This is a genomic window from Serinibacter arcticus, from assembly GCF_003121705.1.
GTDB lineage: Bacteria > Actinomycetota > Actinomycetes > Actinomycetales > Beutenbergiaceae > Litorihabitans.
The window spans coordinates 553,436-574,986 of record NZ_PYHR01000002.1; the positions used below are offsets into that span (position 1 = coordinate 553,436).

At 73.3% G+C, this 21,551-nt stretch carries 16 protein-coding genes; 5 read left to right on the forward strand and 11 right to left on the reverse strand.

Annotation, left to right across the window (positions count from 1 at the left end; all coding sequences use genetic code 11):
- Positions 1-5: 5 nt before the first annotated feature.
- A complete protein-coding gene (locus C8046_RS02635) occupies positions 6-2,267 on the forward strand; it encodes an MMPL family transporter (protein WP_235866048.1) in 2,262 nt (753 codons plus the stop codon).
- Positions 2,268-2,506: 239 nt separating this feature from the next.
- On the opposite strand, the gene C8046_RS02640 is transcribed toward C8046_RS02635, so the two are convergent.
- The 3 genes from C8046_RS02640 to C8046_RS02650 form a co-directional block, all read right to left on the reverse strand.
- Positions 2,507-3,313, reverse strand: a complete 807-nt coding sequence (locus C8046_RS02640) for a GNAT family N-acetyltransferase (RefSeq protein ID WP_109228145.1) — start codon at positions 3,311-3,313, stop codon at positions 2,507-2,509.
- 19 nt (positions 3,314-3,332) lie between these two features.
- Positions 3,333-5,147, reverse strand: coding sequence for an aspartate--tRNA ligase (gene aspS / locus C8046_RS02645; protein ID WP_109228146.1), 1,815 nt, complete (start codon positions 5,145-5,147; stop codon positions 3,333-3,335).
- A 74-nt stretch (positions 5,148-5,221) separates the two neighbouring features.
- The gene (locus C8046_RS02650) at positions 5,222-6,385 is read right to left on the reverse strand and encodes a pyridoxal phosphate-dependent aminotransferase (protein ID WP_109228147.1); all 1,164 of its coding nucleotides are present in this window, start codon (positions 6,383-6,385) and stop codon (positions 5,222-5,224) included.
- Between the two features lie 281 nt (positions 6,386-6,666).
- On the opposite strand from C8046_RS02650, the gene C8046_RS02655 reads away from it, so the two are divergent.
- Positions 6,667-8,412: a DEAD/DEAH box helicase gene (locus C8046_RS02655; protein ID WP_235866049.1), complete on the forward strand. Its 1,746-nt coding sequence runs from the start codon at positions 6,667-6,669 to the stop codon at positions 8,410-8,412.
- Positions 8,413-8,529: 117 nt separating this feature from the next.
- Here the strand turns inward: C8046_RS02655 and hisS are convergent, their stop codons facing one another.
- Complete coding sequence (gene hisS / locus C8046_RS02660) at positions 8,530-10,098, reverse strand: histidine--tRNA ligase (protein WP_419183539.1); 1,569 nt, start codon at positions 10,096-10,098, stop codon at positions 8,530-8,532.
- Between the two features lie 101 nt (positions 10,099-10,199).
- Here hisS and C8046_RS18595 point away from each other — a divergent pair, with 101 nt between their 5' ends.
- The 3 genes from C8046_RS18595 (at position 10,200) to C8046_RS02670 (ending at position 12,783) form a co-directional block, all read left to right on the forward strand.
- The gene (locus C8046_RS18595; RefSeq protein WP_199224374.1) at positions 10,200-10,850 is read left to right on the forward strand and encodes a hypothetical protein; all 651 of its coding nucleotides are present in this window, start codon (positions 10,200-10,202) and stop codon (positions 10,848-10,850) included.
- Entirely contained in the window at positions 10,801-11,988 is a 1,188-nt protein-coding gene (locus tag C8046_RS02665) for a DUF349 domain-containing protein (protein WP_199224375.1), read from the forward strand. The genes C8046_RS18595 and C8046_RS02665 overlap by 50 nt, the downstream gene beginning before the upstream one ends.
- Before the next feature lie 150 nt (positions 11,989-12,138).
- The gene (locus tag C8046_RS02670) at positions 12,139-12,783 is read left to right on the forward strand and encodes a hypothetical protein (RefSeq protein WP_109228150.1); all 645 of its coding nucleotides are present in this window, start codon (positions 12,139-12,141) and stop codon (positions 12,781-12,783) included.
- A gap of 32 nt (positions 12,784-12,815) precedes the next feature.
- Here the strand turns inward: C8046_RS02670 and C8046_RS02675 are convergent, their stop codons facing one another.
- The 7 genes from C8046_RS02675 to ruvC all read right to left on the reverse strand — a co-directional run bounded on the left by C8046_RS02675 (position 12,816) and on the right by ruvC (position 21,516).
- Positions 12,816-15,170, reverse strand: coding sequence for a RelA/SpoT family protein (locus C8046_RS02675; protein WP_109228151.1), 2,355 nt, complete (start codon positions 15,168-15,170; stop codon positions 12,816-12,818).
- Between the two features lie 82 nt (positions 15,171-15,252).
- Positions 15,253-16,344, reverse strand: a complete 1,092-nt coding sequence (secF, locus tag C8046_RS02680) for a protein translocase subunit SecF (RefSeq protein ID WP_109228152.1) — start codon at positions 16,342-16,344, stop codon at positions 15,253-15,255.
- Positions 16,344-18,470, reverse strand: coding sequence for a protein translocase subunit SecD (gene secD / locus C8046_RS02685; RefSeq protein WP_235866050.1), 2,127 nt, complete (start codon positions 18,468-18,470; stop codon positions 16,344-16,346). Before secD ends, secF begins: the two co-directional genes overlap by 1 nt.
- A 68-nt stretch (positions 18,471-18,538) precedes the next feature.
- Complete coding sequence (locus C8046_RS02690; RefSeq protein WP_109228153.1) at positions 18,539-19,021, reverse strand: preprotein translocase subunit YajC; 483 nt, start codon at positions 19,019-19,021, stop codon at positions 18,539-18,541.
- Between the two features lie 107 nt (positions 19,022-19,128).
- Positions 19,129-20,172: a Holliday junction branch migration DNA helicase RuvB gene (gene ruvB, locus C8046_RS02695; RefSeq protein ID WP_109230690.1), complete on the reverse strand. Its 1,044-nt coding sequence runs from the start codon at positions 20,170-20,172 to the stop codon at positions 19,129-19,131.
- Positions 20,165-20,773 carry a Holliday junction branch migration protein RuvA gene (gene ruvA, locus C8046_RS02700; protein ID WP_109228154.1) on the reverse strand — a complete coding sequence of 203 codons (609 nt, stop codon included), beginning with the start codon at positions 20,771-20,773 and terminating at the stop codon, positions 20,165-20,167. The genes ruvB and ruvA overlap by 8 nt, the downstream gene beginning before the upstream one ends.
- A gap of 77 nt (positions 20,774-20,850) precedes the next feature.
- On the reverse strand, positions 20,851-21,516 hold the full coding sequence (gene ruvC / locus C8046_RS02705; protein ID WP_419183571.1) for a crossover junction endodeoxyribonuclease RuvC: 666 nt from the start codon (positions 21,514-21,516) through the stop codon (positions 20,851-20,853).
- Positions 21,517-21,551 lie beyond the last annotated feature (35 nt).

A 21,551-nucleotide genomic window follows, 5' to 3' on the forward strand; every position in this document is an offset into this window, starting at 1 on the left:
GCTTCGTGACCCATCGGCCCCGCTCCGTCCTCGTCGCCTGGATCCTCCTCGCCCTCGCCGCCGGCGGGTTCGCGATGACCCCGGTGCTCGGAGAGCCGCTGTTCGCGAAGCTGTCCACCGGTGAGCCGGGGGTTCCGGGGAGCCAGTCGGTCCGCGTCTCGGAGCTCCTGTCCGACTCGGCCGGCGGCTCGACGACGACGCTGCTGGTCGGCGGTTCCGACCTCTCGGACCCCGACACCCTCACCGGCCTGACCGATCCCGACGGCGCGCTCGCGAACGCGCGCGGGGACCTCTCGGAGATCGACGGCGTCCAGGCGGTCGCCGACCCGCTCATCGCCGGCGACCCGACCGCGGATCCTGCCCTGGCCGCGCTCGTGAGCACCGACGGCGACGCGTTCGTCGTCCGCGTGACCCTCACCGAGGGCCTGGCCGACGACGCGCTCACCGCCGCCGAGCAGGACGTCGTGGACCGTCTCACCGTGCTCGGGGAGGACCTGGTCGCGGCCGACCTCGCCTCGGCCGGGTCCGTCTCGAACACCGGCATCGTCATCCGGGCGATCAACCACCAGATGGAGCAGGACCTGATCCGCGGCGAGCTCGTGGCTCTGCCCATCTCGCTGCTGGTGATGGTGATCGTCTTCGGCGGCGCGCTCGCCGCCGGGATGCCGATCGTGGGGGCCGTCGCCTCCATCGTCGGCGGGCTCGGCACGATCATGGGCCTGAGCTACGTGATGGACCTCGACTCGGTCGTGATCAACGTCGTCACGGTGCTCGGCCTCGGCCTCTCGATCGACTACGGGCTGCTGATCGTCTCGCGCTTCCGAGAGGAGCTGAAGCGGCTGGTGGACGACGACGTCCGCCTCGAGACCGCGGGCATCCCGGTCGGGCGACGGCGACGCGGCGGCCGCCGTCGCGATCCGCTCGTGCTCGAGGCAGTCCGCACGACGGTCGGCACCGCCGGCCGGACGGTCTTCTTCTCAGCGCTGACCATCGCGATCTCCGTGCTCGGACTCGCCGCGTTCCCCGCCGACCTGCTCCAGGCGCTCGGCGTGGCCGGTGCGCTCGTCGTCGTCCTGGCGCTGGCGACGGCGCTCACGCTCGTGCCCGCGCTGCTCGTGCTGAGCGGTCGACGCTTCCTCGCGCCGTCGATCCTGTCCCGCGTCCCCGGGCTGCGCGCCGTCGTCGGCAGGCTGGGCGACGTCGCCCCGGACCACGGCGTGTTCTCCCGCCTCACCGCGGTGGTCCAGAAGCGGCCGTGGTTCGTGATGATCGGTGCGTTCGCCGCGCTCCTGGTGATGGCCTCGCCGCTGCTCGGGCTGCAGCTGCGCAACTCCGGCATCGACATGCTCCCGCCGGGGACCGAGCAGCGCGCCCACCTCGACGCGGTCTCGAGCGGCTTCCCCGCGCTCGGCGGGGCCGACGTGTGGGTCGTCGCCACGGACGCCCCCGACGAGACCGCCCTGTCCGAGGCGACGGAGGCGCTCACCGCCGTCGAGCACGTCGCCTCGGTCGATCCGGCGGTGGACCTGGGCGACGGCAACGTGCTGCTCGGCGTGCGGCTCGACGTCGACGACGCGGGCGGCGCGGAGGCCGTCGCCGTCGTGAACGACGTCCGCGACCTCGGGCTCGGCCTGCTCGTGGGCGGCCAGGCCGCCGGTCAGGTGGACTTCGGCCAGTCGCTGATCGACGGCCTCCCGCTCGCCGGTGGACTCGTCGTGCTGGCGACGTTCGTGCTGCTCTTCCTCATGACCGGATCGGTCCTCGTGCCGGTCAAGGCGCTGATCACCAACGTGCTGTCGATCGCGGCGTCGCTCGGGATCACGACCTGGGTCTTCCAGGAGGGTCACCTGGGCTCGATCCTGGGGTTCGAGTCGGTGGGCGGGATCGAGAGCTACATCGTCGCCGTCGTGGTGGCCTTCGGCTTCGGGCTCGCGATGGACTACGAGGTGTTCCTGCTCTCGCGGGTGAAGGAGCTCTACGACGGCGGGGCGAGCAACGACGAGGCGGTCCGGCTCGGGCTGCAGCGCTCCGGACGCATCATCACGTCCGCCGCGCTGGTGATCATCGTGGTGTTCGCCGGCTTCGCGACCTCGAGTCTGCTGCCGATCAAGGAGGCCGGCTTCGCGCTGGCGCTCGCCGTCGCGCTGGACGCCACGCTGGTACGGATGCTGCTCGTCCCCGCCACGATGACGGTGCTCGGGGACCGCAACTGGTGGGCGCCGCGCTGGCTCCGCCCGCTCGCGGCCCGCCTCTCGCTGCACCACTGACCCTCGAGGGGGTACTTTCAGCCCTTCGAGGGGGTACCTGCCGCCCCACCAGGGGGTACTTGCCGTCCCACCCGGGGGTACTTGCGGCGCGCACCAGGGGACTTCCGGCACCGCATCGAGGGCAGAAACCACCCCCGCGAGGGTCCGAGAACGCCCCCTCGAAGGACTGGAAGTACCCCCGCGAGGGACTGGAAGTACCCCTCGAGCGGGGAGGGACGGACGGGGGCGAGACCGTGCGGTCAGCGCAGCGGGCGCGTCGCCGTCGCCGGTCCGTAGGAGCGCATCTCCGCGCCCACGGTGAAGCCCGCGCGCCGGTAGAGGCGACGGGCGCCGTCGTTCTCCGCGTACAGCCCCAGCGAGATCCAGTCGGCGCCGGCCGCCAGACCCTCGCGGGCGAGCGCGGCCGTGAGTGCCCGCCCGATGCCCAGGCCGCGCACGTCCTCGAGCACGCCGAGCCCGTGCAGGTGCCAGGAGAACCCGTGCGCCCCGCGCCCGAGCTCCCGGCGGGCACCGAACGCCCCGACGAGCCGTCCGTCGAGCTCGGCGCCGTACCAGAACGCCTCGTCGGGCCCCTCGGGATCGGCCGTCGAACGCGGGTTGGTCAGGCGCAGCACCTCACGCGCCGCCGGCGCGTCCGGACGCCGCTCGAGCGAGCGCAGCGTCACGCCGTCGGGAAGCACCGGGGCCGCGGGCGGCTCCTGCGTCCACATCCAGTCCCAGTGCGAGAACGGCGTCAGGCGCAGGACGTCGAGCACCGCGGCGGGGACGTCGAGCGTGCGCGGCGCACTGAGCCACAGCGCCGCGCCGGCCCCGACGCTGCGGCGCAGCCGCGCCTCGGCGTCGAGCAGGTCGCCGACCCCCGCGGCGTCACCGCGGGACATCAGCACATCGCCCTGACCCGTGTCGCGCACGAGCAGCACCGCGTCCCGGGCGGACGTGATCCGTGCCTGGTCCCAGTCCGTCCGCTCGGCCAGCAGCAGCCGGTCGGGGTGGTCCGCCAGGTGGCGGGCCAGGACGTCCCGGGAGTCGGCGACCCCCGACGTCATCGCAGCGTCATCGCGAGGATCACCGCGCGGTCGCCGCGTTGGCCGCGACCGCCACCTCGCTCGCGGGCTGCTCGGGGACGGCGTCCACGCCGGCCTCCTTGCGCTGGGCGTCCGTGATCGGCGCCGGGGCACCCGTCAGCGGGTCGTAACCGCCGCCGGACTTCGGGAACGCGATGACCTCGCGGATCGACGCCGACCGCGTCATCAGCGCGACGATGCGGTCCCAGCCGAACGCGATCCCGCCGTGCGGCGGGGTGCCGTAGCCGAAGGCGTCGAGGAAGAACCCGAACTGCTCCTGGGCCTGCGCCTCGTCGATGCCCATCACCTTGAAGACGCGCTCCTGCACGTCGCGGCGGTGGATACGGATCGAGCCGCCACCGATCTCGTTGCCGTTGCAGACGATGTCGTAGGCGTAGGCCAGGGCCTCGCCCGGGCTGTCCTCGAAACGGTCGATCCAGTCCGGGTTCGGGGAGGTGAAGGCGTGGTGGACGGCGGTCCACGCACCCTCGCCGACCGCGACGTCGTCGTCCTCGCCCGTGGGCTTGAACAGCGGGGCGTCGACGACCCAGACGAAGGACCACGCCTCCTCGTCGATCTGGCCGGTCCGCCTGGCGATCTCGAGGCGCGCGGCGCCCAGCAGCGACTGCGACGCGGTCACGCCACCCGCCGCGAAGAAGATCGCGTCGCCCGGCTGCGCGCCCGTCGCGGCGGCGAGACCGTCGCGCTCGGTGTCGGTGAGGTTCTTCGCGACCGGCCCGCCGAGCGTGCCGTCCTCCGCCAGCGTGACGTACGCGAGTCCCTTCGCGCCGCGCTGCTTGGCCCACTCCTGCCACGCGTCGAACTGGCGACGCGGCTGCGAGGCCCCGCCCGCCATCACGACGGCGCCGACGTACGGCGCCTGGAAGACGCGGAAGGTGGTGTCGGCGAAGTAGCTCGTGAGGTCGACGAGCGGGTTGCCGAACCGCAGGTCCGGCTTGTCCGAGCCGTAGAGCCGCATGGCGTCGGCGAAGGTGATGCGCTCGATCGGCGTCGGGATCTGCACCCCGATGAGGTCCCAGAGCTCGACGAGGATCTTCTCGCCCAGGGCGATCACGTCCTCCTGGTCCACGAACGACGCCTCGACGTCGAGCTGCGTGAACTCGGGCTGGCGGTCGGCGCGGAAGTCCTCGTCCCGGTAGCAGCGGGCGATCTGGTAGTACTTCTCCATCCCGGCGACCATGAGCAGCTGCTTGAACAGCTGCGGCGACTGCGGGAGGGCGTACCAGGACCCGGGCGACAGGCGTGCGGGCACGACGAAGTCGCGGGCGCCCTCGGGCGTGGAGTGCGTGAGCGTCGGCGTCTCGATCTCGACGAAGCCGTCGCCGTCGAGCACGCGGCGGGCCGCGGCGTTGACCTTGGCCCGCAGGCGGATCGCCTGCGAGGGCGCCGGCCGGCGCAGGTCGAGGTAGCGGTACTTCAGCCGCGCCTCCTCGCCGATCGTCGCCGTGTCGCTGCCGTCGAGCGCGGTGGAGACCTGGAACGGCAGCGCCTGGGCGGTGTTGAGCACGACGACGTCGCTCGCCACGATCTCGATCTCACCGGTGGCGAGGTTGGCGTTGGCGTTGCCCTCCGGGCGGCGGGAGACCTCGCCGGTCACCTGCAGCACCCACTCGGCACGCAGCGGGTGTGCGACGTCCTCGTCGCGCACGACGACCTGGGCGATGCCGGAGGCGTCACGCAGGTCGAGGAAGGCCACCCCGCCGTGGTCGCGACGGCGATCCACCCACCCCGTGAGGGTGACGGTGGTGCCGATGTCGGAGGCGCGCAGGTCGCCGGCGTGGTGGGTGCGGAGCACGGGGTGGTTCCTTCCAGGGGGTGGCGGGATCGAGCCACCGTCGATGGTAGTGCCCCGACGTCGCGGGCCCGTCGTCAGCGCGTCGCCCGCCGCCGCTCGCTCCAGTCGGCGATCCGGTCGCAGGCCTGCGACACGACGTCGATACCGGGCGAGAACGACAGCCGGACCCAGTCGCCGCCGTCGCGGGTGTCGAAGTCGGTGCCCGGCGCCAGGGCGACCCCGGTCTCCGCCAGGAGGCGGTCGCAGTAGTCGGGCGAGTCCAGCCCCGACGAGGAGATGTCGGCCCACACGTAGAAGGCACCGTCGACCGGGGCCACCCGGGTGAAGCCGAGCTCCGCGACCCGTCCGAGCAGGTGCTCCCGGGATCCGGCGAGCGCGGCGACGCGCGCGTCGCACTCGGCGTAGGACTCGGGCTCGAAGGCGGCCAGGGCGGCGTGCTGAGCCGGTACCGGCGCGCAGAGCGCCAGGTTGCCGGCGATGTCGGCCGCGGCGTCCGCGAGGTCGGCCGGCATGACGAGCCAGCCCAGGCGCCACCCCGTCATGCCCCAGTACTTGGAGAAGGACCCGATGGTCGGGGCCACCGGATCGGCCGCGGCCGTGCTCACCCTCACGCCGCCGTAGATGATGCCGTGGTAGATCTCGTCGCTCAGGCAGCGCACGCCCTCGGCCTCGCACCAGGCGAGGATCTCGGCGAGGTCGGTCGTGATCGTGCCCGTGGGATTCGAGGGGCTCGCCAGGACGACGCCGTCGAGCCGTCGCTGGGCGTGGGCCGACTGCAGGCCGGACAGCGTGAGCGCGAACCGCTCGAGCGGCCCGGCGTGGACGTCGACGACCTCGCAGCCGAGCGCCGTCAGGACGTTGCGGTAGGCCGGGTAGCCGGGACTCGGAAGGGCGACGCGCGCGCCGGCGTCGAACGCCGCCAGCACCGCGGCGAGCACCGCGCCGGAGGCCCCCGTGGTGACGAGCAGCCGCTCGGGGTCGACGACGGCGTCGTACCAGCGCGCGTAGTGGCCCGCGATCGCCTCGCGCAGCGCGGGCAGCCCGCGCGTCTGGGTGTAACCGACGTCCCCGGCCAGGGCCGCCACGCCGGCGCGTCGCACCGGGGCGGGAGCCCCGCCGCCTGGCTCCCCCACGCAGAGCGTGAGCACCGAGGCGCCGTCGGCCCGCATCGCCTCCGCCCGCGCCAGGACGTCCATCACGGAGAAGGACGGCACGGCGCTGCGACGAGAGGGGCCCATGCCCCCATCCTGCCCGGGGGACGGCCTCGCGGCACCGGGGTGACCCACCTCACCCGGCCGCCTCCTGGGCACCGGGCGGCCCACGGGGTAGAGTCATCGAGTCCTTGGAGTGCATGTCCCGCCACAGGGCCCCAGACAAGATCACCCGGTGCGAGCAGTTGCCGCCGGCTGACCACGCGAGTCGCAGAGTGCGGACGCGAGACGACGGGCGCAGACGCGGGTAGACCGGATCACCTGGTCAGATCTCCGCCTCAGCCCCATCGTGAATGGTGTCTTCCCCCATGTCTGAACTCTCCTTCGCCGACCTCGGCCTGCCCTCCGACCTGCTCCAGGTCACCGCGGACCTCGGCTTCACCACCCCCACCGCCATCCAGCAGCAGGCCATCCCGGTCCTGCTCGGTGGCGCCGACATCGTCGGCGTCGCGCAGACCGGCACCGGCAAGACGGCCGCCTTCGGCCTCCCGCTGCTCGCCGCCATCGACCCCGACCTCCGCGTGGTCCAGGCCGTCGTCCTGACGCCGACCCGCGAGCTCGCCATCCAGGTGAGCGAGGCCATCGGCTCGTTCGTCCCCGGCGGTCGTCGCATCTCCGTGCTGCCGATCTACGGCGGCGCGTCCTTCGTCCCGCAGCTGCGTGGTCTCGAGCGCGGCGCGCAGGTCGTCGTCGGCACGCCCGGTCGCGTCATCGACATGATCGAGCGCAAGGCCCTCAAGATGGGCGAGCTCCGGTTCGTCGTCCTGGACGAGGCCGACGAGATGCTCCGCATGGGCTTCGCCGAGGACGTCGAGACGATTCTCGCGAGCACGCCCGACAGCAAGCAGGTCGCCCTGTTCTCCGCGACCATGCCGCCCGCGATCCGTCGCGTCGCCGAGACCCACCTGAACAAGCCGGTCGAGATCACGGTCTCGCGCCAGTCCTCGCCGATCGCCTCGGTCGAGCAGACCTACGCGATCGTCCCCTACCGCAACAAGGCCGAGGCCCTCGCGCGGATCCTCGCCACGAGCGACGTCGACGCCGCGATCGTCTTCGTCCGCACCCGCGAGACGGCCGAGGAGGTCGGCGCCGCGCTGGCCGCGACCGGCGTCAGCGCCGCGTCCATCAGCGGTGACGTCGCCCAGCGCGACCGCGAGAAGATCATCGACCGTCTCCGTCACGGCCAGGTCGACGTGCTCGTCGCGACCGACGTCGCCGCCCGTGGTCTGGACGTCGACCGCATCGGCCTCGTCGTCAACTTCGACGTGCCGCGCGAGGTCGAGACCTACGTGCACCGCATCGGCCGCACGGGCCGCGCCGGCCGCACCGGCAAGGCGCTGACCTTCCTCACGCCGAAGGAGAAGCCGCGCCTGCGCACCATCGAGCGCGTCACCGGCTCCCGGATCACCGAGGCCGTCCTCCCGACGCGTCTCGACGTCGTCGCGCACCGTCTCGGCTCGGCCCTGGCCGGCGCCGAGCAGCGCATGTCGATCGGCATGCTCTCGGTCCACCGCGACCGCCTCGCCGAGCACGCCGCGGCGACCGGCACCGACGTCCTCGACATCGCCGCCGCGCTGCTCGCGCTCTCGGTCGGCGACACGGGCGCTCCCGCGAACGACGAGCTGTCCCTCCCGGACAACGGCAGCCGCGGCGAGCGCTTCGAGCGCGAGTCCCGCTTCGAGGGCGGCCGTGACGGCCGCGGTCGCGACCGGGGCGGCCGCGACGGCGCTCCCCGCACCGCGGGTGACGGCAACCGCTACCGCATCGCAGTCGGTCACCGCGACGGCGTGACGCCCCAGGGCATCGTCGGCGCCATCACCGGCGAAGGCGGCCTCCGCGGCGCCGAGATCGGCAAGATCGACATCTTCCCGTCGTTCTCCATCGTCGAGATCCCGCTCGGGCTCGACTCCGACGCCGAGCGTCGCATCGGGGCCGCGAAGATCGCCGGTCGCCAGCTGCGCATCAAGGCCGACTCCGGCCCGCCCTCCCGCGGTCCCCGCGACCGCAACGACGGCGAGCGTCCCGCGCGTCGTCCGCGCAGCTTCTCGCACTGAGCGGGCGCGGGGGTCCGCCCCGCCACCGCACGACGAACGGCCGTGACCCGCGAGGGTCACGGCCGTTCGGTCGTTCTGGACCGGCCGGCGCCGTCGTTCGCGGACCGACCCGATCGCTCAGGCGTCGGTGGTCGTCGGCACCGCGCGCGGCCACAGGTCGGCCTCGGGCGGCGTCCACACGTCGGCGTCCGCCTCGACCTGCTCGCCGGAGCGGATGTCCTTGACCGCGTCGGCCTCCCCGTCGGCGCCCGGGAACCAGACGAACGGGATCCCCCGACGGTCGGCGAACCGGATCTGCTTGCCGAACTTCGCCGCGGCCGGGGCGACGTCGCACGGGATGCCGCGGGCGCGCAGTCGCGTGGCGACGGCGTCGGAGGCCGCCCGGGAGTCCTCGTCCGTGACGGCGACGAGCACCGCCGTCGGCACGCTGCGGCTCGCCGTGACCAGACCGGCCGAGAACAGACGGGACAGCACGCGCGACAGACCGATCGAGATGCCGACGCCGGGGAAGGTGCGCGACCCGTCCGTGGCGAGCGAGTCGTAGCGCCCGCCGGAGCAGATCGAGCCGAGCTTCTCGTGGCCCACGAGGACCGTCTCGTAGACGGCGCCCGTGTAGTAGTCGAGCCCGCGGGCGATCGACAGGTCCGCGACGACGACGCCGGGCGCCCGCGTCTCGGCCTGCACCAGCAGCGCGGTGAGCGAGGCGAGCCCCACCTCGAGGTCGACGGCCTCCGGTCCGGTGACGCCGTACCGGGCGGCCAGGGCGCGCACCTGCTCGACGACCTCGACGCCGCCCGACAGGTCCGCGAGCGCGAGGCACGCGGCGACCTGGTCGTCGTCGGCCCCGAGCTCGGAGCGCAGGAGGGCGCCGACGCCGTCGGGACCGATCTTCGCGAGCTTGTCGACGGCCTGGAGCACGCCCGGCACGTCGGGCAGGCCGATGCCGCGGTAGTAGGCGTCGGCCACGACACGGTTGTTCACGAGCACCCGGACCGGCGGCAGCCCGATCTCCGCCAGCGCCGTCAGCGCCTCGGCCGCGACGAGCGGGACGTCGACCTCGTAGTGGGCGGGCAGCTCGCCGTCGCCGACGATGTCGATGTCCGCCTGGTAGAACTCGCGGAAGCGACCGTCCTGGGGGCGCTCGCCGCGCCACACCGGCTGCACCTGGTAGCGCTTGAACGGGAACGTGAGGTGGCCGGCGTGCTCGAGGACGTACCGGGCGAACGGCACGGTGAGGTCGAAGTGCAGACCGAGGTCGTCGTCGCCCGCCGCGGCGCCGGGATCGGCGTGCAGGCGCTGGAGCACGTAGACCTCCTTGGAGGTCTCGCCCTTGCGCAGCAGCTCGCGCAGCGGTTCGACGGCGCGGGTCGCCACGGAGGCGAAGCCGTGCAGCTCGAAGGTGCGGCTGATGATCTCGATCGCGCGCTTCTCGACGATGCGCTGCGCCGGCAGCCACTCGGGGAAGCCGGACAGGGGGTGGGACGGGCCATGCCCCGATCCTTCCAGACTCCTGCCGCGCTCCCCCACCCGGCCGCGGACGCTCCGGCGGCCGGACCGTCGACATCTCGTGACGCGGGAGAGCGGAGACGGTGAGACGATGGTCAGCCAGTCCTCCTGGTCCCCGCCGACGTCCCACTCTCCGACGACGATGCCGGTGGAGACACCGTGTTCGGTACGGTGGACCACGGACTGGAGGCAATCCAGACGGTCGGTGCCGCGGGCACCGACACAGGCGCGACGGACGGACGCCCGGCGACGGGCGTCATCATCGAGAAAGCGGTCATCTCGTGACTAGCACACCCGAATCCACGAACGACGAGCAGACGACCCCGGTCGTCGAGGCGAACCCGGACCCGACGACGGCGGAAACCGTGGTCGAGGAGGCCGGCGTCGTCGAGGAGTCGGCCCCGGTCGAGGAGGCCCCCGTCGAGGAGGCCCCCGCAGCGGAGGCTCCCGAGGAGGCGGCAGCCGAGGACGCGCCGCTCGAGGAGGCACCCGTCGAGGCCGACGAGGCCGCCCCCGCCGAGGAGGACGTCCCGACCGAGGTCGAGGACGCTCTCGAGGTCGAGGAGACCCCGGCCGAGGCAGCCGCGGAGGAGACCGTCGAGGTCGCCGCCGAGGACGCCGCCCCTGTCCAGGCCGAGGAGTCCGCTCCCGCCGAGGACGCCGCCCCGCGGCCGAGCCCGCCCCGGCCGACGAGCCCGCCGCCCCCGCGGCCCCGTCGCCGCGGCCCTCCCCGCGCCCCGTGCCGCGTCCGCTCCCCCGCCCGACGCCGAGCGCCGCCGTCGCCGTGCCCGCGACCCCGGTCACCCCGACCCGGCCGCCGAGCGCGCGGAGATCGAGGCGGCCTCCGTCTTCGGCTCCGTCGCCGAGGACGGCACGGTCACCGTGCGCGACGGCGAGGACACCCGCGTCGTGGGTCAGTACGCCGGCGGTGACACGGCCGACGCGCTCGGCCTGTACGTCCGCCGCTACCTCGACCTGAAGGCGCAGGTCGCCCTGCTCGAGACCCGCCTGCCGACGCTGTCGGTCAAGGAGGTCACGAGCACGCTCAACGGCCTGACCGAGCAGCTCGTCGAGCCGGCCGCTGTCGGCGACCTCCCGGCCCTCCGGGAGCGTCTGACGGCGCTGTCGGCCGCAGCCGCCACGCTCCAGGCCGAGGCGCAGGCCACCCGGGACGCCGCGCGCGCCCAGGCCGTCGTCGAGCGCACCGCGATCGTCGAGCAGGTCGAGGCCATCGCGGCCACGGAGCCCTCGCGGATCCAGTGGCGCGACGCGACCGCCAAGGTCACGACGCTCCTCGAGGAGTGGAAGACGGCCCAGCGCACCGGTGTGCGCATCGACCGTCCCACCGAGGACTCCCTGTGGAAGCGGTTCTCGCACGCCCGCACGAGCTTCGACAAGGCTCGGCGCGCGCACTTCTCCGACCTCGACCGTCGCAACAGCGACGCGAAGGGCGTCAAGGAGGGGCTCGTCGTCGAGGCCGAGGCCCTCGCCGGCTCGACCGACTGGGGACCCACGGGGTCCCGCTTCCGCGCGCTGATGGACTCCTGGCGTGCCGCCCCGCGCGGTCGCCGCAAGGACGACGACGCGCTCTGGATTCGCTTCAAGGCCGCGCAGGACACGTTCTTCGGCGCCCGGGCGCAGGTCAACGCCGAGATCGACTCGGAGTACCAGGCCAACCTCGAGGTCAAGCTCGCGCTGCTCGAGCGTGCCGAGGCGCTGCTGCCGATCACGGACCTCGCCTCCGCCCGCAAGGACATCCGTCCGATCCAGGACGCCTGGGACGAGGCCGGCAAGGTGCCCCGCGCCGACATGCAGCGCACCGAGGCCCGCCTCCGCGCCGTCGAGCAGGCCATCCGCGACGCCGAGCAGGCCGAGATGCGTCGCACCGACCCCGAGGTGAAGGCGCGCGTCGAGGGCGCGACCGCACAGCTGATCGACTCGATCACCGCGCTCGAGGCCGACCTCGAGACCGCTCGCGCGGCCGGCAACGCCCGCAAGATCAAGGACGCCGAGGCCGCCCTGGCCACGCGCCGTCAGTGGCTCGAGGCCGTCCAGCAGTCCCAGGACTAGAGGGCCGCAGGAGCATCGCTCCTGCACCGGACCATCCATCGGTCACGAACGGCCGGTCGCCTCGCGCGACCGGCCGTTCGTCGCGTCCGGGCACCCCGCCGTCGTCCACAGGGGGCGCACGAGGTCGACCGTGCGGGGCATCATCGCCCCATGGCGACCACCGCGACCCCGAGCACCAGGATCCCCACGGCCCCCGCCGCCCTCTGGCGACCACGGACCGCCGCCGCGGCGCGGTTGCCTCGCGACCTGCGCGACGTCCTCGGCGCGCCCGAGGGCTCCGTGCGGGGCGACCACCTCTGGGACGGGCCGGTCGCCGTCGACGTGCCGCTCTCGCCGGCGCTGCGGGCCCGCAGCGCCGTGCGTGCTACCGGCACCGGACCGCTCACGGCCGCACGGTCCGTCGACGGGGGACCCGGCGAGGGCGTGGTGTGCCTGCTCGCCGCCGCCTGGATCCACGCCGGCGGCCCGCCGCCCGAACTGCTCCACGTGGCACTGCGACGCCCGGTCCGCGCCCGGTTCGGACCCGTGCGCCACCGCTGCGTCGATCTGCCGGAGCGCGACGTCGTCGACGTCGGCGGAGTCCGGGTCACGAACCCGCTGGCGACGGCGTGCGACCTCGCGCGGGCCGTCGGCGCGACGCGGGTGGCGGGCCCGTCCGACGTCGCCCCGTCTGACGCGACCGATGCGCTGCGCCGCCTGGTCGCGGTGGTGGAGCGGAGCGCCGTACGGGCCAGGCTGCTGACGGCGCCGCGGGCCCGGGCGCGCCTGGCACGGGCGGCGCTGGACGAGCTCTGACCGCGAGGCCCGGCTCGGCCCCGGAGAGACCCTCAGGAGCGGGTGTTGAGCTCCGCCCGGCCCCCGGGGACCGGGGCGGCGTCGGGCCGGACCCCGGTGACGCGGTAGACGTCGAACACGCCGTCGATCTCCCTGACCGCGTTGAGCACGTGGCCGAGGTGGGCGGTGTCCCCCATCTCGAACACGAACTTGCTGACGGCGAGCCGGTCGCGCGACGTCGAGACGCTCGCCGAGAGGATGTTGACGTGGTTGTCCGACAGGACGCGGGTGACGTCGGACAGCAGGCGCGCGCGGTCGAGCGCCTCGACCTGGATCTGGACCAGGAACACGCTCTGGGCGTCGGGCGACCAGGAGACGTCGACGAACCGCTCCGGCTCGGCCATCAGCGCCTCGACGTTGGGGCAGTCGGCCCGGTGGACCGAGACGCCCTGACCCTTCGTGACGAACCCGACGACGGGGTCGCCCGGAACCGGGGTGCAGCACTTGGCCAGCTTCGTCCAGACGTCGTCCATCCCGGCGACGACGACACCGCCGCCCGCGCTGCGGGGTCGGGCCACCTGGGCGCCGGGCCGGGTCACCTCGGCGAGGTCCTCCGTCGTGCCCTCCTCGCCACCGAGGCTCGCCACGAGGCGCTGGACGACGTTGGCGGCCGACACGTGGTGCTCCCCCACCGCCGCGTAGAGCGACGTGACGTCGGGGTAGCGCATGTCGGAGGCCAGCGCCGTGAGCGAGTCGTGCGTGAGGAGACGCTGCAGCGGCAGGTTCTGCTTGCGCATCACCTTGGCGATCGCGGTCTTGCCCTCCTCGATCGCCCCGTCCCGACGCTCGCGCGTGAACCACGCCTTGATCTTGTTGCGGGCCCGGGGGGAGCTGACGAACGCGAGCCAGTCACGGCTCGGCCCGGCACCCTCGGACTTGGAGGTGAAGACCTCGACGGTGTCACCGTTGTCGAGGACGGACTCGAGCGGGACCAGGCGGCCGTTCACCTTGGCGCCGACGGTCCGGTGCCCCACCTCGGTGTGGACGGCGTAGGCGAAGTCGACCGGCGTCGAGCCGCCTGGCAGCGACATCACGTCGCCCTTGGGCGTGAAGACGTAGACCTCGTTGCCGGACATCTCGTAGCGCAGCGAGTCAAGGAACTCCCCCGGGTCGGCCGTCTCGCGCTGCCAGTCGACGAGCTGACGCAGCCACGGCATCTCGCCGCCGCCGCTCGCCGTCGCGCCGGCCGCGCCGGGCTGCTCCTTGTACTTCCAGTGCGCCGCGACGCCGTACTCCGCGCGACGGTGCATCTCGTGGCTGCGGATCTGGATCTCGACGGGCTTGCCGCCAGGGCCGATGACCGTCGTGTGCAACGACTGGTACATGTTGAACTTCGGCATCGCGATGTAGTCCTTGAACCGCCCCGGCACCGGGTTCCACCGCGCGTGCAGCGCCCCGAGCGCCGCGTAGCAGTCCCGCACCGAGTCGACCAGGACACGCACCCCGACGAGGTCGTAGATGTCCGCGAAGTCGCGGCCGCGCACGATCATCTTCTGGTAGATCGAGTAGTAGTGCTTGGGTCGGCCCGTCACCGTGGTGCGGATGCGCGCCGCCCGCAGGTCCTCGACGACCTTCTCGCGCACGATGGTCAGGTACTCCTCGCGCGCCGGCGCCCGCTCGGACACGAGCCGCACGATCTCGTCGTACACCTTCGGGTACAGCGTCGCGAAGGAGAGGTCCTCGAGCTCCCACTTGATCGTGTTCATGCCGAGCCGGTGAGCCAGGGGCGCGTAGATCTCGAGCGTCTCGCGCGCCTTCTTCTCGGCGGAGCCCGAGGACACGAACCGCCAGGTGCGGGCGTTGTGGAGCCGGTCGGCCAGCTTGATCACCAGGACGCGGATGTCGCGCGCCATCGCGACGACCATCTTGCGGACGGTCTCGGCCTGGGCGGCCTCCCCGAACGTCACCTTGTCGAGCTTCGTCACGCCGTCGACCATCCCGGCGATCTCGTCGCCGAAGTCCTTGCGGAGGGTGGCGAGCGTGTAGTCGGTGTCCTCCACCGTGTCGTGCAGGAGCGCGGCCGCGAGCGTGGTGGGCGGCAGGCCCAGCTCGGCCAGGATCGTCGCGACCGCGACGGGGTGGGTGATGTACGGGTCACCGCTCTTGCGCAGCTGGCCCTCGTGCGCCCGCTCGGCGACGAGGTAGGCGCGCTCGATCAGCGACAGGTCGACCCGGGGGTGGTTGGCGCGCACGACCCGCAGCAGCGGCTCGATCGCCGGGGGTGTCTGGTGCCCCCGCGACCCGAGTCGCACCAGTGTGCTGCGCATGCGCGACCGGGGAACCACGGGCTCGACGCCCCCGGGAGAGCTGCGGTGCCGACTCTCGTCCTTGCGCCCCTCGTCTGACATTGCCCCATTCTAGGCGGAGCGACGACGACGCCCGCACCGCCGGGTCGGCGGTGCGGGCGTCGTGGGTCCTTCGGGCGAACCGTCAGCGCTTGCGGCGCGGCTGCGACTGCGTCCCGAGGTGCACGCCCGGCACGGTCGCGGTGACGCGCTCGGCCTCGGGCCGGACGTCGGCGCTCGAGACGGTGGTCTCCTCGCCGGAGGCCGCGCGCAGCGCCAGCACCTTCGCCGTGTGTTCGCGGTAGGCGGGCCGGCGCAGGCGGAGGGCGGCCTCGAGCGGAGTCGCGAGGAAGATCGAGGACGCCGTCGAGACGATCATGCCGATGAAGATCGACAGCGCGATGTCGCGCAGCGTGCCGGCCCCGAGGAGGAACGCGCCGACGAACAGGATCGAGCCGACCGGCAGGATGCCGACGACGGACGTGTTGATCGAGCGGACGATCGTCTGGTTCACGGCGAGGTTGGAGGCCTCCTCGTACGTGACGCGCGACTGCTCGAGCACGTTCGCCGTGTTCTCGCGCACCTTGTCGAACACCACGACGGTGTCGTACAGGGAGTAGCCGAGGATCGTCAGCAGGCCGATGACGCTGGCCGGCGTGACCTCGAAGCCGATGCCGGCGTAGAGGCCCACCGTGACGATCAGGTCGTGGAGCAGCGCGACCAGGGCCGCCGCCGCCATGCTCCAGGTACGGAAGTACAGCGCCATCACGAAGGCGACGAGGATCAGGAACACGACCAGACCCTGGATGGCCTTGGCGGTGATGTCCGCCCCCCAGCTCGGGCCGATGAACGAGGACGTCACGGCGCTCGGCTCGACCTCGTAGGCCTCCGCCAGCGCGTCGCGCACCTGGTCGGTCTGCTGCTGCGTCAGCTCCTCCGTCTGGATCCGGACGCTGCTGCCACCGACGACGGAGACCCGGGCGACCTGCTCGGAGTCGACGTTGGTCAGCACCTCGCGGGCCGGCTCCGCCGACGTCGTGGCCGCGTTGGAGACGGTGAACTCCGAACCGCCGCGGAACTCGATGCCGACGTTGAGGCCGCGCACCGCGAGGAGCAGGCCGGACAGGATCACGAGGCAGGCGGCCGCGATGAACCACACGCGGCGACGGCCGACGATGTTGTAGCTGCGCTTGCCCGTGTAGAGGTCGTTGCCCAGGCGGGCGAACTGGCCGGCCATCAGCGGTTCTCCTCGGTCGTGTCGGTGCCGGTCGCGGGGACCGTGGCGCCCGTGTCGGGTGCGCCGTCCTGCGTGGTGAGCGGGGGGTCGAGCTCGCCCTCGGCCTCGGCGGCCGCAGCCGCCTCGGCGCGAGCGGCGTCGGCCTTGCGCTCGGCGATGGTGCGCGTGTCCGCCTGGACGGCGATCGCGGCGCGCTCCGCCGTGGTGCGGGCCCGGCCGCGGCCGGCGTAGGCCGCCACGGACGCCCCGAGGTGGACGGGGTCGAGGCCGGAGAAGCGGTGGCCCTGCCCGAAGAACTTCGTGCGGACGAGCAGCTTCATCAGCGGGTGGGTGAAGAGGATGACGACGACGAGGTCGATCACCGTCGTCAGACCGAGGGTGAACGCGAAGCCGCGGACACCGCCGACCGCGATGAAGTAGAGGATGACGGCGGCCAGCACGTTCACGCCGTCGGAGGCGAGGATCGTGCGGCGGGCCCGCAGCCAGCCGTGGTCGACGGCGGCCTGCAGCGTCCGGCCCTCACGCACCTCGTCGCGGATGCGCTCGAAGTAGACGATGAACGAGTCCGCGGTGACGCCGATCGCGAGGATCAGGCCGGCGACGCCGGGGAGCGAGAGGCGGTAGCCCTGCCACCACGACAGGAGCAGGATCACGCCGTACGTCAGGGCGCCGGCGACCACGAGGCTGGCGACGGTGACGATGCCGAGCCCGCGGTACTGCAGGAAGGAGTAGCCGAGCACCAGGACGATGCCGATGCCGCCAGCGAGCAGACCGCGCTGGAGCTGCTCCGAGCCGAGGGTCGCGCTGATCTGCTCCTGCGACTGCACCTCGAAGGTGATCGGCAGCGAACCGAAGTTCAGCTGGTTGGCGAGCGCGGTGGCCTCGGCCCGGGTGAACGGGTTGCCGGTCGGACCGCTGATCTGCGCCTCGCCGTTGGGGATCGGCGTGTCGACCGACGGGGCCGAGATGACCAGGCCGTCGAGCACGATCGCGAACTGGTTCAGCGGCGGCTGGCCCACGAGGGAGGCGAGACGCGTGGTCACGTCGCGGAACTTGTCCCCGCCCGCGTTCGTGAAGTTCATCTGCACGACCGGGACGTTGGTCGCGGTCCCGGTCGACGTGGTCTGGAAGCCCATCTGGGCGCCCGTGAGGTCCTGGCCGGTGAGCTCGGCCGGGCCGACGATGTACTTGCTGATGCCGTCGGGCGAGCAGGCCACGAGCGGCTGCTCGAGGGCATCGTCGCTTGCGCCGATGCGGTTCTCGGGCAGCGTGCAGTCGAGGCGGTAGAAGTCGTAGTAGACCTGCTCGGTGATCCAGGCGACGTCGCTCGCGCTGGTCGGCTCGGTGGCCGGGGTGTTCGAGAGCTCGCCGTCGCCGTCGGCGTCCGCGACGCTGAACGCCGCGGCGTCGATCTCCTCCTGCGTGGGCGGGGTGACCGGCGCGACGGGGGCGTCGGTGCCGTCTTCGGTGGCCGTCTCGCTCGGCGCCTCGGTGGGCGTCTCGGTGGCCGTCTCCGTCGCGGTCTCGGCGGCGGCCTCGGCCGGCATCGCGCCGTCGGCGCTGGTGTCGTCCGAGGCACCCTCCGACGGGCTCTCGGGCGCGGGGGCCTCGGTCGGGGCCGGCGAACCGGGGGCGGCCGGGTCCGTCAGGGCCGGGTCGGTGGCACCCGCCGCGGCCTCGGCGTCGGCCTGGGCCTGCGCGAGGGCGGCGATGTCGATCGGACCGGGGTTCGCGACGGCGAGCACCGTCCGCATGCGCATCTGGGCCGAGGCGGTGATGAGGGACACCGTCGTGTCGTCGACCTCGCCCGGGATTCCGACGACGATGTTGCTGCCGCCCTGGCTCGTGATCTCGGCCTCGGCGACGCCGGAGCCGTCGACGCGCTGACGGATGATCGCGATGGCCTGGTTCACGTCCTCGGACGTGACCTGCTGGCCGTCGTCGGCCCGCGGCGTGAGGATCAGCTGCGTGCCGCCCTCGAGGTCGAGCGCGAGGCTGGGCGAGAACGAGGCCCCGCCCTCCTCGTCGCCACCGTTGATCGTTCCGAAGCCCACCGTCCCGTACACCGCCACGAGGAGCAGGAGCAGGAAGTACAGCGGGCGTGCAACCGAGCTACGTCGTGCCACCGGGGTCTACCTTCGCAATCATGCGGTCCGGAGGCCGTGCAGCCGCCGGAGAGTCAGTTGGGGGTCCGTCAGCGCGGGTCGTCGGGCGTCGTGCCCTCGTCGGGCGTCGTCGGCCGGTCGTCGGCCTGGGCCGCGCCGTCGCGGCCGCCGGGGGGCGTGATCTGGTCGGCGGCGTACGCGCCGAACTCGGGGTCGGAGGTCGTCCCGGCCTCGAGGGCCTCCTCGGCCTCGACCTCCACGATCGGGGCCCGCCCGAAGGCGGCGTCCGCGGCGGCGGAGAACTGCGGCGGCACCGCCTGGATCGCTGCGACGACCCACGTCGAGCGGGAGCCGCCCGACTCGATCGTGACCGCGTCCCCGTCCTTGGCGACGACGACACCGAGCTGACCCGAGGCCGTCATGACCTCGGAGCCGGGCCCGAGGTTGGAACGGAAGTCGGTCATCGACCCCTGCTGCTTGCGGTTGCGACGACTCATGAAGAACAGGCCCACGACGGCGAGGACGAGAACTCCGATGAGCAGCACGTTGGAGCTGCCGCCTTCTGCAAACATTGGTGAGGTGATCCTTCGTCGGGGAGTGAGCCGCCCACGAGTCTAGGTGACGTGTCGCGCGGCGGCGCACCGAGCGGCCCCGCGGCCCCGACGGGCGGGGCCAGCCGTCAGTCGAAGAGGCGCGAGGGACCCGAGTCCGGCACCGGCAGCCCGAGGTGTTCCCACGCCGCGGGCGTCGCCACACGACCCCGGGGCGTGCGGGACAGGAAGCCCTCGCGCAGCAGGAACGGCTCGGCGACGGTCTCGACCGTCTCGGGCTCCTCGCCGATGGCCATCGCGATCGACGTCAGGCCGACGGGTCCGCCGGCGAACCGGGTGCAGAGCGTGCGCAGCACGGCGCGGTCGAGCCTGTCGAGCCCGCGCGGATCGACCTCGAAGACCGTCAGGGCGGCGTGCGCGGCCGCGACGTCGGCGACGCCGGTCCCCCGCACCTGCGCCCAGTCCTGCACACGGCGCAGCAGCCGGTTGGCGATGCGTGGCGTGCCCCGCGAACGTCCCGCGATCTCGTGCCCCGCCTCCTCCTCCAGCGGGATGCCCAGCAGCCGGGCGGAGCGCGACAGCACGCGCTCGAGATCCTCGACCTCGTAGAAGTCCATGTGGCCGGTGAAGCCGAAGCGGTCGCGCAGCGGCGCCGGCAGCAGCCCGGCCCGGGTGGTCGCCCCGACCACGGTGAAGGGCGGCAGCGACAGCGGGATCGCCGTCGCACCGGCCCCCTTGCCGACCACGACGTCGACGCGGAAGTCCTCCATCGCGAGGTAGAGCATCTCCTCCGCCGGCCTGGCGAGCCGGTGGATCTCGTCGATGAACAGGACGTCGTTCTCCTGCAGCGAGGACAGGATCGCGGCGAGGTCGCCGGCGTGCGTGATGGCCGGACCGGACGTCAGCCGCAGCGCCGCCCCGACCTCGCCGGCGATGATCATGGCGAGCGTGGTCTTGCCGAGTCCGGGCGGACCCGACAGCAGCACGTGGTCAGGGGGACGCCGTCGTGCCACCGCGGCGTCCAGGACGAGCGAGAGCTGGTCGCGCACGACGCGCTGACCCACGAACTCCGCCAGGCGCCGGGGGCGGAGCGCAGCCTCGGCGGCGCGCTCGATCTCGTCGGCCTCGGCGGCCAGGACAGCCTCGAGGCCGCGGGCGCCGTCGTCAGCCACGCGGCACCCCGGCCAGCTCGCGGAGCGCGGCACGCAGGATGCCGGCGGCGTCGTCGCCTGACGCCTCCCCGCGCTCGGTCACGGCCGTGACGGCGGACTCCGCGGCCCTGGCGTTCCAGCCCAGGCCGACGAGGGCCTCGACGACGTCCGGACCGATGCCCGCGACGACGACGGGTGCCGGCTCGACGCCGTCACCGGTCACGGCGCCGAGCTTGCCGGCGAGCTCGAGCACCATGCGCTGCGCCCCCTTGCGGCCGATGCCGGGGACGCGGCACAGCGCCGCCAGGTCCTCCCCCGCGACCGCACGTCGGAGAGCGTCGGGCGTGTGGACCGCCAGCGCGGCCAGGGCGAGCCGCGGACCCACGCCGCTCACCGACATCAGCGTCTCGAACACGTCGCGCTCGTCGGCGTCGGCGAACCCGAACAGCGTCATCGAGTCCTCGCGGACGACGAACGCGGTGTGCAGGCTCGCCGTCGCCCCGAGCCGCAGGCCGGCGAGCGTGGCCGGCGTGGCCAGCACCTTCATCCCCAGCCCGGAGGCGAGGACGACGGCGTGGTCGAGACCGATCGTGAGGACCTCGCCCCGCACCAGCGCGATCATGGAACTCCTTCCGCCGGCGCGACGGCCGGCTCGGCCCCGAACCGTCGGGGCGAACACCTGTACGAACTGCGTCCAGGTTAGCGCCCCACGGGACCCCGTGCCGGAGCGACGCGCCGACCCTGCCGGCGGGAGCGCCGCTCGGCCTCCAGCCACAGCGCCTGGGCCGCCGTGACGCCCGTCGTCGACGACGTCGAGGCTGAGGGTCCGGCCGCGGGGGCGGGCGCCGAGGCGGGCCGACGGCCGACCGGCGAGCGCCACGCGTGGCAGATCGCGAGGGCGAGCGCGTCGGCGGCGTCGGCGGGTCGGGGCGGGCTGTCGAGGCCGAGGATCCGGGTGACCATCGTGGTCACCTGCTCCTTCTCGGCCCGCCCGTTCCCGGTGATCGCGGCCTTGACCTCGCTGGGCGTGTGGAGCTCGACGGGGATGCCCCGCCGCGCGGCCGCCACCATCGCGAGGCCCGCGACCTGGGCCGTGCCCGTGACGGTGGAGACGTTGGACTGCGCGAAGACGCGCTCGACGGCGACGGCGTCGGGCTCGAGCCGGTCCATCCAGTCCTCGATCTCGGAGCTGATGCGCAGCAGCCGGAGCTCCAGCGGGGTGTCGGGCGAGCTGGTGGCCACCCCGACGTCGACGATCCGCACGACGCGACCGCCGGTGGAGGTCACGGCCCCCAGGCCGCACCGCGTGAGGCCGGGATCCACACCGAGGATCGTGCGGCCGCGCTCGCGGGCCGGGACGCGCACGGCGGGGGCCGCGGCGGCGGACGGATCGAGGGACG

What these genes read in the sequence shown, in the direction of transcription:
- C8046_RS02640 (WP_109228145.1), bottom strand. Translation starts at nt 3,313, where the DNA reads ATGACGTCGGGGGTCGCCGACTCCCGGGACGTCCTGGCCCGCCACCTG.
- C8046_RS02650 (WP_109228147.1), bottom strand. Translation starts at nt 6,385, where the DNA reads ATGGGCCCCTCTCGTCGCAGCGCCGTGCCGTCCTTCTCCGTGATGGAC.
- C8046_RS02655 (WP_235866049.1), top strand. Translation starts at nt 6,667, where the DNA reads ATGTCTGAACTCTCCTTCGCCGACCTCGGCCTGCCCTCCGACCTGCTC.
- C8046_RS02670 (WP_109228150.1), top strand. Translation starts at nt 12,139, where the DNA reads ATGGCGACCACCGCGACCCCGAGCACCAGGATCCCCACGGCCCCCGCC.
- C8046_RS02675 (WP_109228151.1), bottom strand. Translation starts at nt 15,170, where the DNA reads ATGTCAGACGAGGGGCGCAAGGACGAGAGTCGGCACCGCAGCTCTCCC.
- secF (WP_109228152.1), bottom strand. Translation starts at nt 16,344, where the DNA reads ATGGCCGGCCAGTTCGCCCGCCTGGGCAACGACCTCTACACGGGCAAG.
- C8046_RS02690 (WP_109228153.1), bottom strand. Translation starts at nt 19,021, where the DNA reads ATGTTTGCAGAAGGCGGCAGCTCCAACGTGCTGCTCATCGGAGTTCTC.
- ruvA (WP_109228154.1), bottom strand. Translation starts at nt 20,773, where the DNA reads ATGATCGCGCTGGTGCGGGGCGAGGTCCTCACGATCGGTCTCGACCAC.